The sequence below is a fragment of the Actinacidiphila yanglinensis genome, assembly GCF_900107965.1.
GTDB classification, from domain to species: Bacteria; Actinomycetota; Actinomycetes; order Streptomycetales; family Streptomycetaceae; genus Actinacidiphila; species Actinacidiphila yanglinensis.
This window is the reverse complement of the sequence record NZ_FNVU01000002.1, coordinates 486,066-502,529: the sequence shown is the minus strand read 5'-3', so window position 1 is coordinate 502,529 and position 16,464 is coordinate 486,066. Positions and strand designations below refer to the sequence as shown.

9 protein-coding genes are annotated in these 16,464 nt (G+C 75.0%); 7 read left to right on the top strand and 2 right to left on the bottom strand.

Annotated elements, in window-relative coordinates; translation table 11 throughout:
- Window positions 1-51: 51 nt before the first annotated feature.
- A complete protein-coding gene (locus tag C4U44_RS06095) occupies window positions 52-1,062 on the bottom strand; it encodes an alcohol dehydrogenase catalytic domain-containing protein (protein ID WP_103884561.1) in 1,011 nt (336 codons plus the stop codon).
- Between the two features lie 515 nt (window positions 1,063-1,577).
- Here C4U44_RS06095 and C4U44_RS40970 point away from each other — a divergent pair.
- Entirely contained in the window at window positions 1,578-4,607 is a 3,030-nt protein-coding gene (locus tag C4U44_RS40970) for a right-handed parallel beta-helix repeat-containing protein (protein WP_146088208.1), read from the top strand.
- 183 nt (window positions 4,608-4,790) lie between these two features.
- On the top strand, window positions 4,791-5,711 hold the full coding sequence (locus C4U44_RS06085; protein ID WP_103884560.1) for an alpha/beta fold hydrolase: 921 nt from the start codon (window positions 4,791-4,793) through the stop codon (window positions 5,709-5,711).
- Window positions 5,712-5,790: 79 nt separating this feature from the next.
- Here C4U44_RS06085 and C4U44_RS06080 read toward each other — a convergent pair whose 3' ends face one another.
- Window positions 5,791-8,694 (bottom strand): FAD-binding and (Fe-S)-binding domain-containing protein, encoded by a 2,904-nt coding sequence (locus C4U44_RS06080; RefSeq protein ID WP_200823148.1) that lies wholly within the window; start codon window positions 8,692-8,694, stop codon window positions 5,791-5,793.
- A gap of 300 nt (window positions 8,695-8,994) precedes the next feature.
- Here C4U44_RS06080 and C4U44_RS06075 point away from each other — a divergent pair, with 300 nt between their 5' ends.
- The 5 genes from C4U44_RS06075 to C4U44_RS06060 all read left to right on the top strand — a co-directional run bounded on the left by C4U44_RS06075 (window position 8,995) and on the right by C4U44_RS06060 (window position 16,405).
- Window positions 8,995-11,943 carry an ATP-binding protein gene (locus tag C4U44_RS06075; RefSeq protein WP_160144986.1) on the top strand — a complete coding sequence of 983 codons (2,949 nt, stop codon included), beginning with the start codon at window positions 8,995-8,997 and terminating at the stop codon, window positions 11,941-11,943.
- 186 nt (window positions 11,944-12,129) lie between these two features.
- Window positions 12,130-12,291, top strand: coding sequence for a hypothetical protein (locus tag C4U44_RS41455; RefSeq protein WP_160144985.1), 162 nt, complete (start codon window positions 12,130-12,132; stop codon window positions 12,289-12,291).
- Between the two features lie 42 nt (window positions 12,292-12,333).
- On the top strand, window positions 12,334-14,319 hold the full coding sequence (locus C4U44_RS06070; protein ID WP_103884558.1) for a hypothetical protein: 1,986 nt from the start codon (window positions 12,334-12,336) through the stop codon (window positions 14,317-14,319).
- 32 nt (window positions 14,320-14,351) lie between these two features.
- The gene (locus tag C4U44_RS41450) at window positions 14,352-15,674 is read left to right on the top strand and encodes a S53 family peptidase (RefSeq protein WP_103884557.1); all 1,323 of its coding nucleotides are present in this window, start codon (window positions 14,352-14,354) and stop codon (window positions 15,672-15,674) included.
- A 194-nt stretch (window positions 15,675-15,868) separates the two neighbouring features.
- Complete coding sequence (locus C4U44_RS06060; protein ID WP_103884556.1) at window positions 15,869-16,405, top strand: GNAT family N-acetyltransferase; 537 nt, start codon at window positions 15,869-15,871, stop codon at window positions 16,403-16,405.
- Window positions 16,406-16,464: the final 59 nt, after the last annotated feature.

The following is a 16,464-nucleotide window of genomic DNA, read 5'->3' as shown; positions in this document are numbered from 1 at the left end:
AAGCCGCGGCGCCGCCCCGCGCCGCGGTCGCGGTTGGGGTCGAAGCAGGGTTCAGTCGAAGACGATGACGCTGCGCCCGTGCGCGGTGCCGGCCTTCATGGCGTCGAGGACGGACTGCGCGTCATCGAGGCCGACGGTGCTGATCTCGGGCAGGATGTTGTGCTGCGCCGAGAACTCGAGGGTGTCGCGCAGGTCGTGCGGCGACCCGGACGGATTCGCCATCACGTGCAGGCGGTTGAGGACCATCGCCGGCAGCGGCAGGGTGAACGGCTCGGTGTTGTAGCCGCACATCACGAGCGTGCCGTCGGGGGCCAGGCCGCCCACCGTGGCGGCGGCGGTGGAGTTGGAGGGTGCGGCGTTCAGGATGACGTTCGCGCCGCCGTCCCATGCCTTCAGCGCCTCGGCGGGGTCCTGGTCGTTCGTGGCGACGAACAGTTCGGCGCCGAGCGCCTTCGCGCTGTCCTCGCCGCGCCGCGACCGCGCGACGACGGCGACCCGGGCGCCCATCGCGACGGCGTAGCGGATCGCCATGGCACCGATGCCACCGGCGCCGATCACGGCGACGCGCGAGGTGGACGTGGCGCCCGCCTGCCGCAGCCCGTTGAAGGCGGTGATGCCGGCGCACATCAGCGGCCCGGCGGCGATCGGGTCGAGGCCGCTCGGCAGCGGGGTCGCGAACCCCTCGCGCAGGAGGGTGTACTCGGCGTAGCCGCCGTCCACCACGATGCCGGTGATCCGCTTGCGCGGGCAGAGGATCGGCTCGCCCCCGGCGCAGTAGTCGCAGGTGCCGTCGGAGTCGTGCAGGAACTGCCCGCCGACCGCGGTGCCCACCTCGGGCCAGGACACTCCCGCGCCGAGCGCCTCCACCACCCCGCTGATCTCGTGTCCGGGGATGACGGGGAAGGCCGCGAAGGGGTACTCGCCCTCGAGCAGGTTGAGGTCGGAGTAGCAGATTCCGCAGGCCCTGAGCTTGACGAGGATCTCGCCGGGGCCGGGTTCGGGCACGTCACGGGTGGTGACGGAGAGCGGTTGGTCGGCTCCGGTGGCGACAGCGGCACGCATGGACCCTCCAAGGGGTGGGAAGGACGCGCCTCGTCCCGGCTCCCGTCCGCTTCCGGCGTCCGGCACGCGGAACGGCACGTCCGACGGCTCTTCGCCATGACGCGAGCACGACCGAGGTCCGCTCCGGCTCCTGCCGCGGGCCTTCTGTCCCCTTATGCGTGAACCCAACCGCTTTCAGTCTGAAACAGACCATTCGCCGGTGCAACCCTCGCGCGTGTCGGCGCCGGTCGCGCCGCGGTGGAGCCGCTCGCGCCATGGGGGGTGCGGCCGGCTGCCACGAGGGGTGCGGCCCCGGCTGCCGCGGGGGGTGCGGCCCCGGCCCCCACAGGGCACACCCCCCGCACAGACATCGGACCCCTCGGCCCGGCGAACTCGTTCCTCCCGCAGGGATCTTGCGCAGAGACGTCATGTCGATCCTGTTGACGCCCCCGGATGCAGGTGCCAGGCTGCGGCAGTCATCGGATGTCTTGATTCCCTGCGGGTGAACCCCAGGGGCGACGGTTCCCGGAGCGCTCATGAAATGGACGGCGTCGGCAGGAAGATTCCTCGGATCGGCGGTGACCCTCGTGCTGGTGGGCGCGGGGGCCTGGGGAGCGGGAGCGGGGACCGCGACGGCGAGTCCCGCGCAGGCGGCGGGCGGGGGGCAGGGCGGGGCCGCAGTGCTGTGGGCCGCGCCCGACGGCCACGGCTCGGCCTGCACCGCGCACGCACCCTGCTCGCTGGACACCGCGCAGGCCGAGGTGCGGAAGCTGGAGCAGGGCCGGAACCCGTCCGGGGTCCGGGTAGAACTCACGGACGGCACCTACCGGCTGGCCAGGACGTGGCAGTTCGGGGCGCAGGACTCGGGCACGCCGGGCCACCCCGTGGTGTGGGAGGCCGCGCCGGGCGCCCACCCGGTGATCTCCGGTGCAGGCCGGGTGACCGGCTGGCACGAAGTGGGCGGCACCGGCGTGTGGTCGGCGCGCGTCCCCGGCGGCAGCGCCACCCGCCAGCTCTACGTCGGCGGCAAGGAGGCGCCCGTCGCCCAGGCCACCCCGGCCGCCCTGCACTTCACCGGGAACTGGTCCGGCTCGGCCACCGGGTACGACCTGGCGAAGGACCCGACCGCACAGGCGTGGTTCGCCGCTCTCACCCCGGCGCAGCTGGCCCGGGTCGAGTTCGACTACCCCGCGGGCAACGGGGCCTGGACGGACTCCCGGTGCGGTGTCGCCGGGATGTCCGGCACCACCCTGACCATGGACCAGCCGTGCTGGCGGGACGTCACCGACATCGCGTCCTTCAACCAGGGCACCGGCGGCCTGCCCTCGATGTCCACCTCGCAGATGCCCGCCACCATCCAGAACGCCCCCACCCTGCTGGCCCCGGGGCAGTGGTACCTCGACTCGGGTGACAACTCCGGAACGGCAGGCGGCGGTTCGGCGGACACGCTGTACTACGCGCCGGCCGCCGGGCAGAAGATGAGCGGTCTCGACGTCGAACTGCCGCGGCTGGAGAAGCTGGTGCAGGGCGCGGGCAGTCTCGCGCACCCGCTGCACGACCTCACCTTCGCGGGCCTGCGCTTCTCCTACGCCACCTGGAACGCCCCCTCGCTGCCGACGGGCTTCGCCGACGTGCAGAGCAACCTGCACCGGACCGGCGACACCAACCAGGGCCTGTGCACCTTCTCCGACCCGGCCGGCACCTGCCCGTGGGGAGCGCTCACCCAGCCGCTGGCCAACGTCGCCTTCAGCGGGGCGAGTCGGGTGACCCTGACCGGCAACCGGTTCGTGGACCTCGGCGGCGCCGGCCTGAGCTTCATGTACGGCGGCACCCACAACGTCGTCGACGGCAACGAGTTCACCGCGATCGCGTCCACCGCGCTGTCCCTCGGCTGCACCTACGACCCGACCCCGACCCAGACGCCGGCCGCGGTGATCGAGGCGAACTGCACCCCGGACCCGGACCTGGTGCGCGGCGACACCGTCGGCGACAACGAGATCCTGGACCACACCACGGTCTCCGACAACGTGATCCACGACGTCGGCACCGACTACCGCTCGGCCTGCGGCATCACCCTGCTCTTCAGCCGGCACACCTCGATCACCCACAACGAGGTGTACGACCTGCCCTACACCGGCATCACCGCCGGGGTGATCCAGGGCCACGTCGACGAGGCCGACCACCCGCAGAACTCCACCAACGTCAACGCCGACAACACCATCAGCGACAACCTGATCTTCGACGTGATGCAGGTCCTGGACGACGGCGGCGCCATCTACATGGAGGGCCACCAGGCCCAGTACGTGAACGCGGCGGACGGCACGCTCGACCCGGTCGCGACCCTCGCCAACGGCCTGCACGTCACCGGGAACGTCGTCTACAACGACGGCTCGCGCTACGAGGCCTTCTACGACGACGCCGGCTCGGAGTGGATCGGCTTCAGCGGCAACGTCGAGTTCCACCCGCTGGCCGCGATCGGCGCGCAGGGCGGCTGCTCGTCCACCGGCCACTTCTGGGTGACCGGCAACTGGTTCTCCGACGCGCCGGGCAACTACCTCTGCAACGGGCCGGTCGACTCGCACGTCAGCGACAACACCGCCATCCCCGCCTCGCCCGCAGCCGGCGACCTCCCCGCGGACGTCCTGGCGAACGCGGGCGTCAGCGCGGCGCACCGGTCCCTGGCCGGCAGCGTCCCGCTGCGCACCAGCTACGTCTCCGCGCCCGCGCCGGCCGCCGCCGGTTCCGGCACGGACGAGGTGCTCGTCGCGGGCGCCGGGTTCTCACCCACCACCCCGGTGTACTTCGGCGGACAGCCCGCGAGCCACGTCCGGTTCGTCTCCGCCGGGTTCCTCGTCGCCACCGTGCCCGCCGGGGCGGACGGCACCGACGTCACCGTGGGTCCCTACGTGCCCAGGCCGGCGATCACCGCTCCGGCCGGCGGCAGCACCGGACTCGGCGCGTCCTTCACGGTGCGCGGGACGGGCGCGGCCGGCGACGGCGTGACCGTCGGCGACACCAGCGGCGGCGGCTGCACCGCGACGGCCGGCTCCGACGGGACCTGGAGCTGCGCGCTGAGCGGCGCGGCGGACGGACTGCACACGCTGACCGCCGTCCAGACCGACCGCGACGGCGTCGCCTCCAAGGCGTCGGCGGCCGTCCTGGTCTATGTCGGCGCCCCGCCGGCCGCGGCCCGCGTCGACGACACCGACCCGTCGATCGCCTACACCGGCTGGGACTACTCGAACGGCCGGGGCTACGGCGACCTGGGCGACGACCTCCACTACGCCACGACGAACGGCAGCAGTCTCACCTCCACCTTCATCGGCACCGGGGTGGCCGTGTTCGGCGAGGAGTACACCGACCAGGGCGACATCAGTGTCTCGATCGACGGCGGCCCGGCCACCGTGGTCGACACGGTGCCCGCGGACGGCGCACGCCACGCCGACGTCCCCGTCTACTCCAGCGGCACGCTGCCCGCCGGGGTGCACACCGTGGTTGTCACCAAGCTCTCCGGTTCCTACGCGACCTTCGACGGGATCGAGGTCGACAACGCGGCGGCCGGCTGAACCCCGGTGGACGGCTGCTGACGCGTCGTCATCGCGCGGGCCTGCGTGCGGCGGACCTCTCCGTCGCGCGCGGGCCCGCGGTGCGTCCCCCCGCGGCGGCACCGACCGGGCCGTGGCCCGCACCGAAGCGGGCGCATGCGCGATGCGGGCCCGCCCGGCGCGGAGATCGGGTAGACCGGGGGCATGGCCCTTCCCGCAGAAGTCGTCGCGCCCGTCCGGATCGAGGTCCGGGCGGGCCACCGCCTGGCGGTGCGGCGCCGGGGCGAAGGCGGCGTGCCGCTGCTGCTCGTCCACGGGTTCCCCTGCACCAGCCGGATCTGGTCGCACAACCTGCTCCCGCTGGCCGAGGCGGGGTTCGACGTGGTCGCGCCGGACCTGCGCGGCTACGGCGACTCCGACTTCGCACCGGACGGCCACTACGACCTCAACGCCTTCAACGCCGACCTGACGGGCCTGTTCGACGCGCTCGGCTGGGACCGTGCGGTCGTCGCGGGGCACGACCTGGGCGCGATGGTCGCCGTCGACATGGCCAACCGGTACCCCGGCCGGGTGGACCGCCTGGTGATCCTGGACGACTCGATGCCCGACCTGGGCGAGGCGTTCACCGCGGCGGGCATACCGCCGGGCCGGCCCCGATCCGCGATCCACGACTACCAGCTCCGCCAGGGGCACCACGCCGACGAGCTCGTCGCGGAGCTGAACACCCCCGAGCGGCGGCGGCGTTACGTGAGCGAGTTCTACGGGCACCGCATGTGGTGCCCGCCCGACGCCTTCGACAGCGAGGACCTGGACTTCCTCACCGAGCCGTACGGCGACGCGGCCCGGCTGCGTGCCGCCTTCGCCGACTACGAGGTGGTGATGGGCACCCGGGGGCTGTCGGCGCCCGAGATGATCGACCGGCCCGTGCGCCAGCGGGCCCTGCTGCTGATCGGCGAGGACCAGGTGACGCTCGGCGACCACGTCGAGCAGCGGTGCGCGCTCGCCCTCCCCGAAGCGGTGGGCCCCTTCTGGGTCAAGGGCGCCGGCCACTTCATGCCGTGGGAGCGGCCTGTCCTGGTCAACCGCGCCATCCGTTCCTTCTGCGGCGACCTGCTGGCCCGCTGAGCCCCGGGCACGGCTACGGCTACGGCTACGGCTACGGCTACGGCTACGGCTACGGCTACGGCTACGGCTACGGCTACGGCTACGGCGAGAGGGTGCCGCCGGGAGGGGCCTCGCCCGTCGTCGGGAGGCGGGAGGCGAGCAGTTCGGCGAGGTGGACGCCCTCGCGGTCGGCGAGCTGGTCGAGTTGGGTGCGGCAGGAGAACCCGTCGGCGAGCACCACCGCGTCCGGGCCCGCCGCGCGCACGGCGGGCAGCAGCGCGGTCTCGGCCACGGCCACCGAGACGTCGTAATGGCCCTTCTCCACGCCGAAGTTGCCCGCCAGTCCGCAGCAGCCGCCGACCGCGCGCACCTCCGCGCCCGCGGCCCGCAGCAACGCGGCGTCGGGCGCCCAGCCGAGGACCGCGTGCTGGTGGCAGTGCGGCTGGGCGACCGCCCGCACGTCGCCGAGGTCCGGAGGCGTCCAGCCGGGGGTGGCCGTGAGGAGCTCGGCGAGGGTGCGGGTGGCCGCGGCCGCACGCGCGGCGCGCGGGTCGTCCGGGAGCAGCTCGGTCAACTCGCCCCGGAGCACAGCGGTGCAGGAGGGCTCGAGACCGACGATCGGCCAGCCGCCGTCGAGCGCCGGACCGAGCGCGTCCAGCGTGCGGGTCAACTGACGCTTCGCGCCGTCGAGTTGGCCGGTCGAGATCCAGGTCAGCCCGCAGCACACCGCGCGCCCGGTGAGCCGGACGTCGTATCCGGCGTCCTCCAGGACGCGCACCGCGGCCCGGCCGACGGCCGGGGTGAAGTGGTCGGTGAAGGTGTCGGCCCACAGCAGCACCGGAGTTCCCGCCGGGCGGGCGGCGGATGCCGGGCGGGCGGTGAACCAGCGGCGGAACGTCCCGGCCGCGAAGCGCGGCAGCGGACGGCGCGCGTCGATGCCGCCGGCACGCCGGGCGAGCGCGGCCAGCGCGGGAACCCCCAGCACCGCGTTGACCAGCCGCGGCGCCACCGCCGCCGCCCTGGCCCAGCGCGGCAGCCACCCCAGGGCGTAGTGCGCGGGCGGGCGCAGCCGGCGCCGGTACCGCTGGTGCAGCGCCTCCGCCTTGTACGTGGCCATGTCCACCCCGGCGGGGCAGTCACTGGCGCAGCCCTTGCAGGACAGGCACAGGTCCAGCGACTCGGCGATCTCCGGCGACTGCCAACCGCGGTCCACCAGCGTGCCGTTGGCGAGCTCCTGCAGCACCCGGGCCCGGCCGCGGGTGGAGTCCTTCTCGTCCCGGGTGGCGAGGTAGGACGGGCACATCACGCCGCCGGAACCGGTGCCGTCGGCCCGGCACTTGCCGACCCCGACGCAGCGGTGCACGGCCGCGGTGAAGTCGCCCCGGTCGTGCGGGTAGGCGAAGGCGAGCCGGCCGGGCGGCGCCTTGGCGGCGGGCAGGCGCAGGTCGGCGTCGACCGGCCGGGGCCGCACGATGACGCCGGGGTTGAGAAGGTCGTCCGGGTCGAACAGCCCCTTGACGGCCGCGAACATCTCCAGCGCCCGCGGCGAGTACATGTGGTGCAGCAGCGCGCCGCGGGCCCGCCCGTCGCCGTGCTCGCCGGAGACCGAACCCCCGTAGCCGCCGGCCAGCGCGGCCGCCTCCTGGAGGAAGTCGCCGAGGACGGCGGGGCGTTCGGCGAGCGGGAAGTCGATCCGGACGTGCACGCAGCCCTCGCCGAAGTGCCCGTACATCAGGCCGTCCAGACCGAAGCCGCGCATCAGGGCGGACAGGTCGCGCAGGTAGGCGCCCAGCCGCTCGGGCGGCACGGCGGAGTCCTCCCAGCCGGGCCAGGCCGGCGCGCCCGCCGGCGTGCGCCCGCCGAGGCCGGCGCCGTCCTCCCGGATGCGCCACAGCGCGGCGGCCGCGGCGCCGGTGACCACCGCGGAGTCCAGGCAGCCGCCGTCGGCCGCCAGCGCGCGGGCGGCGGCCTCCGCCTCCGCCCCGCTCTCCCCCGCGGTCTCGGCGAAGATCCAGCCGGCGCCGGCCGGCAGCACGTCGGGCACCGCCGCCTGGCCGCGCCGGTCCCGCAGGACGTCGAGCAGCCGCGCGCTCATGCCCTCCATCGCGACCGGCCGGTGCGGCAGCAGCCCCGGCACGGCGTCGGCGGCCGCGGCCATGTCCGGGTAGCCGAGCACGGCGAGAGCGGTGTGCCGCGGCGCCTCGACGAGACGTACGGTCGCCTGGAGCAGCACCGCGAGCGTGCCCTCGGTGCCGACCAGGAACTTCGCCAGGTCGGCGCCGTGCTCCGGCAGCAGGTGCTGCATCGAGTAGCCGGAGACCTGGCGGGTGAAGCGGCCGAACTCAGTCCGGATCAGGGCGAGATCGCGGCGTACTACGGCGTCGAGCGCGGCTGCCTGTTCGTGCGGCGGCCCGCCGGCAGGCCCGGCGCCCGGCCCGGTCATCGCCGCGGCGAGGCCGCCGTGCCCACCCCGTCCCGCGGTGAACCGCGCCCCGCCGCCGGTGACCACGTCCAGCTCCAGCGCGTTGTCCGAGCTGCGTCCGTACGCAAGTGCCCGCGCGCCGCAGGCGTTGTTGCCCAGCGCGCCGCCGATCGTCGCCCGCGCGTGCGTGGAGGGGTCGGGGCCGAAGCGCAGTCCGTGCGGCGCGCCCGCGGCGCTGACGGCGTCGAGGACGGCGCCCGGCTGGACGACCGCGGTCCGCGCCTCGGGGTCGACCCGCAGCACCCGGTTCATGTGCCGGGAGAAGTCGAGCACGACCCCTTCGCCGACGGCGTTCCCGGCGATCGACGTGCCCGCGCCCCGTGGCACCAGCGGCACCCCCGTGCGCCGGCAGACATCGAGTGTCGCCAGCACCTCGTCGGCGTCGCGCGGGAAGACCACCGCCCGCGGCACCACACGGTAGTTGGAGGCGTCGGAGGAGTACTCGGCCCGCCGGCGGCCGCCGGTGTCGACCTCGTCCACCCCGGCCCGCCGCAGTTCCTCGCGCAACCCGTCCGACGCCACAGTGCCCTCCGGGTCCGAACGATATAGCAGACCGCCCCCGCTGTCCCCTTTGTCCCCCTCGTGCCCGGCGCGGCACCGGCCGGCCGATCCCGCCCGTCGATCCCGCGTGCGGCCGGACCGCGGGCCGGCCGCGGCTCCGCCCCCGGTCCGCCCGCCCGCGCGCGGCGGCGGAACCCCTGGCCAGGGGCGGCCCGGCGGGACAGAATGGTCCGGCGTCGGACCGACCACCCGGCACGGGACCGGCACCGGGAGGGGACCCGGCGGCCGCCCGAGCAAGCCCCTGGGAGGAGAGGCACGGCCTTGGCACACCAACCGGCGCCGCCGGACGACGAGCCCGCGGTCCGCGGGCCCCGGCTGGTCGGGCGGTCGGCGGAACTGCGCCGCACCGTGCACGCCCTCACCGAGGCCGCGCCGGCCACCGTCCTGATCGAGGGCGAGGCCGGCATCGGCAAGACCCGGCTGCTCCAGGAGGCGCTGGAACGTCCCGGGCTCACCGGCGTACTCGTGGCGGGCTGCCCTCCCTTCCGCGAGGCCCTCACCCTCGCCCCCGTCGTGGACGCCGTGCGCCAGGCCCGCACCCAGGTGTCCGACCTGCGCCTGAGCCCCCTGGCCGGCGCCCTGCGCCCGCTGTTCCCGGAGTGGGCGGACACCCTGCCGCCCGCGCCCGAACCGCTCGACGACGCCGGGGCCGCCCGGCACCGCCTCTTCCGCGCCCTGGACGAGCTCCTCACCGGGTGCGGCACCACCCTGCTCGCCGTCGAGGACGCCCACTGGGCCGACGCGGCCACCCTGGACTTCCTGCTCTTCCTCGCCAACCGGCCGGTCGCGGACCGGATCAGCCTCGCGCTCACCTACCGTCCCGAGGACGTGCCGCCCAGCTCCCAACTGCTGCGCCTGACCGCCAAACCGGCCCCCGGCAGCACCCATCTGCGGATCGTGCTCACCGCGCTCACCGTCGCGGACACCGGGCAGCTGGTCTCCTCGATGCTCCACGACGAGCACGTCTCCGACGCGTTCGCCTCCTTCCTGCACGAGCACACGGCGGGACTCCCGCTGGCGGTCGAGGAGTGCGTGCGCCTGCTGCGCGACCGCGCCGACCTGATCCGGCGCGACGGCGAGTGGCGGCGCAGGACCCTCACCCGGATCGGCGTCCCGCCCACCATCCGCGACGCCGTCCTGGAGGGCGCCGCCCGGCTCGACCCGGACGCGCGGCAGATGCTGTGCGCCGCCGCCGTCCTCGCCGAGGGCGCGGAACCGCGGGTGGCGATCGCCGTCTCCGGGCTCCCGGCGGACCGCGGCCGGACCGCGCTGGCCGCCGCGGTACGGGCCAGGGCCCTCGTCGAGGACTCCGGCGGGCGGATCCGCTTCCGCCACCTGCTGGCCGCCCGCGCCGTCTACGACGACATCCCCGGCGGCGAGCGCCGCGCCCTCCATCTGCGGGCCGGCCGCGCCCTGGAGGCCCTCGACCCGGTCCCGATCGCCCTCCTACCGCACCACTTCGGGGAGGCGGGCGACACCGAGGGCTGGCGCCACTACACCGAGCTCGCCGCCGATCTCGCCCTCGCCTCGGGTGACCAGCAGACCGCGGTCACCGCCCTGCACGCCCTGCTGTCCGCCGGCGACCTGCCGGCCGGCGCCGTGGTCCGGTGGTGCCGGAAGTTCCCCGTCTACGCCTTCTCCGGCTACCTCCTGGGCACCGAACTGCTCCAGGTGCTGCGTGCCCTGCTGGACGGCGGCTCCCTCTCCCGATCCGAACGCGGCGAGGTCCGGGCCCAGTTGGGCCGCATGCTGATGCACGCCGGGCAGTACGCCAACGGCGCGGCCGAACTGGAGCGCGCCGTCGGCGACCTGGACGACCGCCCCTACGAGGCGGCGTCGGCGATGAGCGCGCTGGGCCGCCCGGGCGGCGCGGACTGGCCGGTGGCCGCCCACCGCCGCTGGCTGGACAAGTCGACCGAACTCGTCGAGGCCCGCGTCCCGGTGGACCGCCGGCTGCCCTTCCGTATCGACCGGATCACCACCCTGCTGGAGATGGGCGACCCCACCGGCTGGGACGCCACCGGCGACATCCCCGAGACCGCGAGCGGCACCGCGGACGTCCTCAGCGTGATCCGCGCCCACCTCAACATCGGTGACTCCGCGCTGCGCTGGGGGCACTACGAGGAGGCCCGGCGCCGCCTGGTCCTGGCCGTCGACCTCGCCTCCGCCAGCGGCCACCTGCGGCTGCGCGACATGGCCGGGGTCACCCTGGCCCACCTCGACTGGTACAGCGGCCGGTGGCAGGGGCTCGCCGAGCGCGCGGCCGCCTTCACCGCCATCGAGGCGGAGCCGCTGATCGCCCTGGACGGTGTCCTGGTCACCGCCCTGCTCACCGCGGCCACCTCCACCGACCCGGCGGAACTCGGCACCGCCGGGGAGCAGTTCGGGCACGTGCTGGCCGAAGCCACCCGGCGCGGCTTCGTCGAGGTGCCGCTGGCGCCCACCGCCGCCCTCGCGGCCATGCGGCTCGCCGAGGGCCGCGACGACGACGGGCTCGCCCTCACCGAGGAGGGCATGGGCGTCGTCACCCGCAAGGGGATCTGGCTGTGGGCCACCGAGATCGCGCCCGTCCGCGTCCAGGCGCTGATCGCGGCCGGGCGCACCGCCGAGGCCGACACGCTCGTCACCCGCTACGCCCGGGGGCTGCGGGGCTGCACCGCCCTGAGCGCCGCGGGCGCGCTGGCGGTCTGCCGCGCCCTGCTCGCCGAATCCCGCGAGTCCGCCGACCGGGCGGCCGAGCGGTGGGCGGCCGCGGCCGAGGCGTGGGACCAACTCCCCCGCCCCTACCCGGCGCTGCTCGCCCGGGAACGGCAGGCCCGGATGCTGGCCGCGGCGGGCCACACCCGCCAGGCGGCCGACCTGCTCGCCCGCGTCGAGGCGGGGCTGCACGACCTCGGCGCCCGGCGCGACGCCTCCCGGGTCGCCACCCGGGAGGAGCGGCAGGTGCGCGGCCGGCGGCGCGGCTACGGCGACCGGCTCTCCCCGCGCGAACTGGAGGTGGTCCGGCTGATGCTGACCGGCCTGTCCACCCCCGACATCGCCAGGTCGCTGTCCCGCTCGCCCAAGACCGTTGCCGCGCAGCTCAACTCCGCGATGCGCAAGCACCGGGTCAACTCCCGTACCGCCCTGGCGGTCGCCGTGCTCCAGGCCGGGATCACCCCCGCGGAGACCGCCGCCGAACTCCCCGCGGACCCGCCGGCGGGCGCGTAACACCAGCGGCGCGTCACCCGGTTCGTCGCGGCGGGTCGCCTGGGCACCTCGCCCAACGCCGGGCGAACGGTTCGCGCACCGGCGCCGAACTTTAGGTCACTTGACTCATCGCTCAGCGCTCACGCCGGTGGCCATACTCACCTCGCGTACCGCACTTCCCACGACAGCAAACGGAGTTCAGCGCCAATGAGCCGCTCTGGTGAGGACGTCCCGATCGAGGGGCGCCCGGCCGGACCCGAACCGTCGGACGACCCGCCGCTCCCCGAGGGGGAACCGGCCGGACCCGCAGCCACCGGGGCCCCCGAGGACCCGGACGACCACTCCTGCACGGGCTACGAACCCCTCTGACGTACCGGCCCGTGACCCCGCCCACCGAAAGGTGACCTCCCCTTGAAACGACCCATAGCCCCGGCCGGGCTCCGCAGAAGCGCGACGTGGGCCCTGGCGCTCACCGCGGCCTGCGGCCTGTTCTTCGTGCCCTCGTCCGCCGCGCAGGGCAGCCCGCCGGCCGCCTTCAGCCAGGCGCCCGGTGCCCAGGCCGCCGCCGCGGACTGCCAGGTCACCCTCCCCGGCGGTCTCCGGGCCACCGTCACCCCCGGCGGCGCCCGCCTCTCCGACCCGGCCGCGGCGGCCGGGCGGGCCATGCTCAGCTTCCGCAGCAACGGCCACCGGTACCTCGTCCCCGAGGACGTCGCGGGACGGACCGGACCCAGCGGTCTGGCCGGGTACGACACCACCGCGCTGGCCCAGCAGACCTGCTCCGCCCCGGAGTTCGCACAGGCCGGGCAGAGCGCGAAGCCGGCCGGCCACGACACGTACACCATGGGCCGGCTCACCACGCACCTGATCGACGGCGACGGGCAACCCGCCTTCCAGGGACTGCTCTTCCTCGTCGACGCGGACCACACCACCTACGCCGACCAGCTGTTCGCCGTCACCAATGGCGTCCTGAAGATGGCCGTGCCCACCGGCCACTACACGGCGGTCTACCTCGACGGCTCGCACATCACCGTCGCGCCCGAGGTCACGGTCGGCGACGGCACGAGCATCACCCTGGACGCCCGCACCGCGACGCACCAGGTGCAGGTGCCGGCCACGCCCCGCCCGGCGACGCTCACCAACACCGAGATCTCCCTCTACCGCAGCGACGGCACGACCTCCAGCGACGCCGCGGGCCCGGTCTTCCAGATCCAGGACATGGGCTCGTCCCCGCTCGGCAGCATGCTGAACACCACCGCGCCGGTCAAGCACGGCCGGTTCGAGGTGGTGACCACCGCCGACCTCGCCTCGCCGGCCGGCACCGCCCGGCCCTACGCGTACCACATCGCCAACTCCTACCAGGCGCTGCCGGGTTCGTACCCGACCTCGGTCAAGGCGTCCTCGCTGGCGACGGTCACCCGGACCTACTCCGCGCCCGCCGGAGCGACCGGTACCGACCTGCTGGTCAACGACGTGACGCCGGTGTGGGCGGCCACCGCCGGCACGCAGACCGCCACCGGGTTCGAGTTCCTCACCCCCGGCACGGTCCGCACCGAGTACGTCGGCTCGCCCGCCGACCTCAACTGGCGTACCGCGGTCGAGGACGAGCAGACCTCCGACACCCTCTACGGAGCGGACACCGTCTACCGCCCCGGCAGCCGGCTCGCCGAGACCTGGGAGGCGGGCGCACCGCACCCGAGCGTCCAGCTGGACCGGGGCACCTCGGCGGTGTACTGCGGCGCCTGCGCGAGCGCGGACACCATGGTGTTCGCCATCGGTGACTCCGGCGACACCTCGCCCGGCACCCTCGGCCTGGGCTTCGACCAGACCAGCACGGTCACCCTGAGCCGCAACGGCGAGCTGCAGGCCACCGGCTCCGACGGCCTGTTCGAGGCCAGCGTGCCGGTCCCGGCCGGCCGCGCCACCTACCAGCTGGCGCAGCACACCGTCCGCGACGGGGTGAGCCTGTCGCCCAGCACCGACACGACGTGGACGTTCACCGCCGACCCGGGCCAGGGCAGGGCGCTGCCGGACCACGTGCACTGCGCCGGGCCGGTCGACTCCTGCGCCGCGCTGCCGCTGCTGTTCGCCTCCACCGACACCGACGCCGACCTCCAGCACCAGCTCACCACCGGCCGCCACACCGTCGACCTCGACGTGACCCGCCAGCAGTACGCCACCGCTCCCGCGGTCTCCGGCGCCCGCCTCCAGGTGTCCTACGACGACGGCAAGAGCTGGCAGGACCTGCACCTGACCGGCACCCATGGCGACTACCGGGCCGGCTACAGCGTTCCGGCGAGTGCCAGTGGCGGCACCGTCTCCTTCAAACTCGCCGCCTGGGACAGCCAGGGCAACCGGATCGACCAGGTGCTGCCGAGCGCCTACCGGGTGCGGTGACCGCGACCATGACAGCCTCTCAGGAGTCCTCCGTGACGAAGACCCGCCTCATCCGGCCCGTGGTGGCCGCGGCCGGGGTCGCCGCGACCGTCCTCGGCCTGATCACCGCCACCTCGCCGTCCTCCTCGGGAGCCGACGGCACGGACACCGCCACCGCCCCGGTGGCCGTGTGCTCCGCCCCGCCCCCCGGCCAACTCGCCTGCCAGGCCGAGGTGACGCCGGACAGCTCGACGGGCGCCCGGACGTTCGGCGCCAAGAACAGCGCCACCCTCCCCGGCGGTTACGGCCCGGCCGACCTCCAATCCGCGTATGCCCTCGCCTCCGCGGTCGAGGCGCACGCCGGCAGGAACCGCACCGTCGGCATCGTCGACGCCTACGACGCGCCCACCGTCGAGGCCGACCTCGCGGTCTACCGCTCCACCTACGGGCTGCCGGCCTGCACCACCGCCAACGGCTGCTTCCGCAAGGTCAACCAGCGCGGCGACGCGGCCCCGCTGCCGGCTGTCAACGTCAGCTGGGCGGTGGAGACCAGCCTCGACGTGGAGGCCGTCTCGGCGGCCTGCCCCGACTGCGACATCCTCCTGGTCGAGGGTGACGGAGCGGCGGTGGACGCCCTCGCCGACAGCGCCGACACCGCGGTCCGGCTCGGCGCCGACGCCGTGTCCAACAGCTACAGCGCGCCGGAGAGCACGGTCACCGACAACGACATCACGGCCAAGGGCGGCCTGCCGCCCCGCCGTTCCTCCTACAACCACCCCGGCGTGCCGATCCTCGCCGCGTCCGGCGACTCCGGCTTCCAGCTGGACGCGCCCTACCCGGCGGACCTCACGTCCGTCATCGCGGTCGGCGGCACCTCGCTCAGCCGCAGCGACACCACCCGCGGCTGGACCGAGACCGCCTGGGGCCCGACCCAGCGCCCCTCCGGCGCCGGCGCGGCCTGCTCGGCGCACATCGACAAGCCGGCCTGGCAGCATGACGCCGCCTGTCCCGGCCGAACGGTCGCCGACGTCTCCGCCGTCGCCGACCCCTACACCGGGCTGGCCGTCTACGACAGCACCCCCGACCCCGGCGACGGCCTGCCCGGCGGCTGGCTGCACGCCGGCGGGACCAGCGCCGCCACCCCGCTGGTCGCGGCCATGTACGTGATGGCCGGCCCCGCGGCGGGCATCAAGGACGCCTCGGGCCTGTACGCCCACAGCGACGAGCTCAACGACGTCGTGGGCGGTCCGGCCGTCAGCATCCCCGGCAGCGGCCAGGAGTGCCCCGCCACCACCTCGATGTGCGCCGCGCTCAAGGGCTACGACGCCCCCACCGGGCTCGGCTCGCCCGACGGTCTGGCGGCACTGCGCCACTGACCCGCTCCCTGCGGGTCCACCGCCGTCCGTGACGGCCAAGGCCCCGCGCCACCCGGCCCCGGGCACGGTCCTCCGTGCCCGGGGCCGCGGCACGCCGCCGCCCACCCGTCCCCGGCCCGCGCGCCGTACCACCGCACGGGGGTCGGCGCGACAATCCGGTTGATCGCACCGCCGGGCTCGGATAGCAATGGCCCGTGATACACGGCGAGAAGACCGGGCTGCGCGCCCGGCACGAGAGCGACGTCCCGGTCCTGCACTCCGAGCTGTACGACGACGTGGCCACCCGGTCGCGCGCCGACTCCCGCCCCTGGCGGCCCGTTCCGCCGGGCTCGGCCCGCTCGCCGTACGCGGTGCCCGAGCCGTCGGACGAGGCGGCCTGCTTCTCCGTGGTGGAGCTGGCGTCGGACGAACTGGCCGGCGAGGCCCTGCTGTGGGGCATCGACCAGCACCAGAGGGCCGCCCACATCGGGATCTCCCTGCGCCCCGCGTTCCGTGGCCGCGGGCTGTCCGTCGACGTCCTGCGGGTGCTGTGCACGTACGGCTTCGCCGTGCGCGGGCTGCACCGCCTCCAGATCGAGACCCTCGCCGACAACGCGGCGATGATCACGGCGGCGACCCGGGCCGGCTTCACGCGCGAGGGCACCCTGCGGCGCTCGGCCTGGGTGTACGGCGCGTTCGCGGACGAGGCCGTCCTCGGCCTCCTCGTGGACGAGTGGACGCCCGCGACGTGAACCGCCCGGCCCCTGTGCGGAGCCGGGCGGTCGCGGTCGCGGTCCCCTGACGGGGCGGA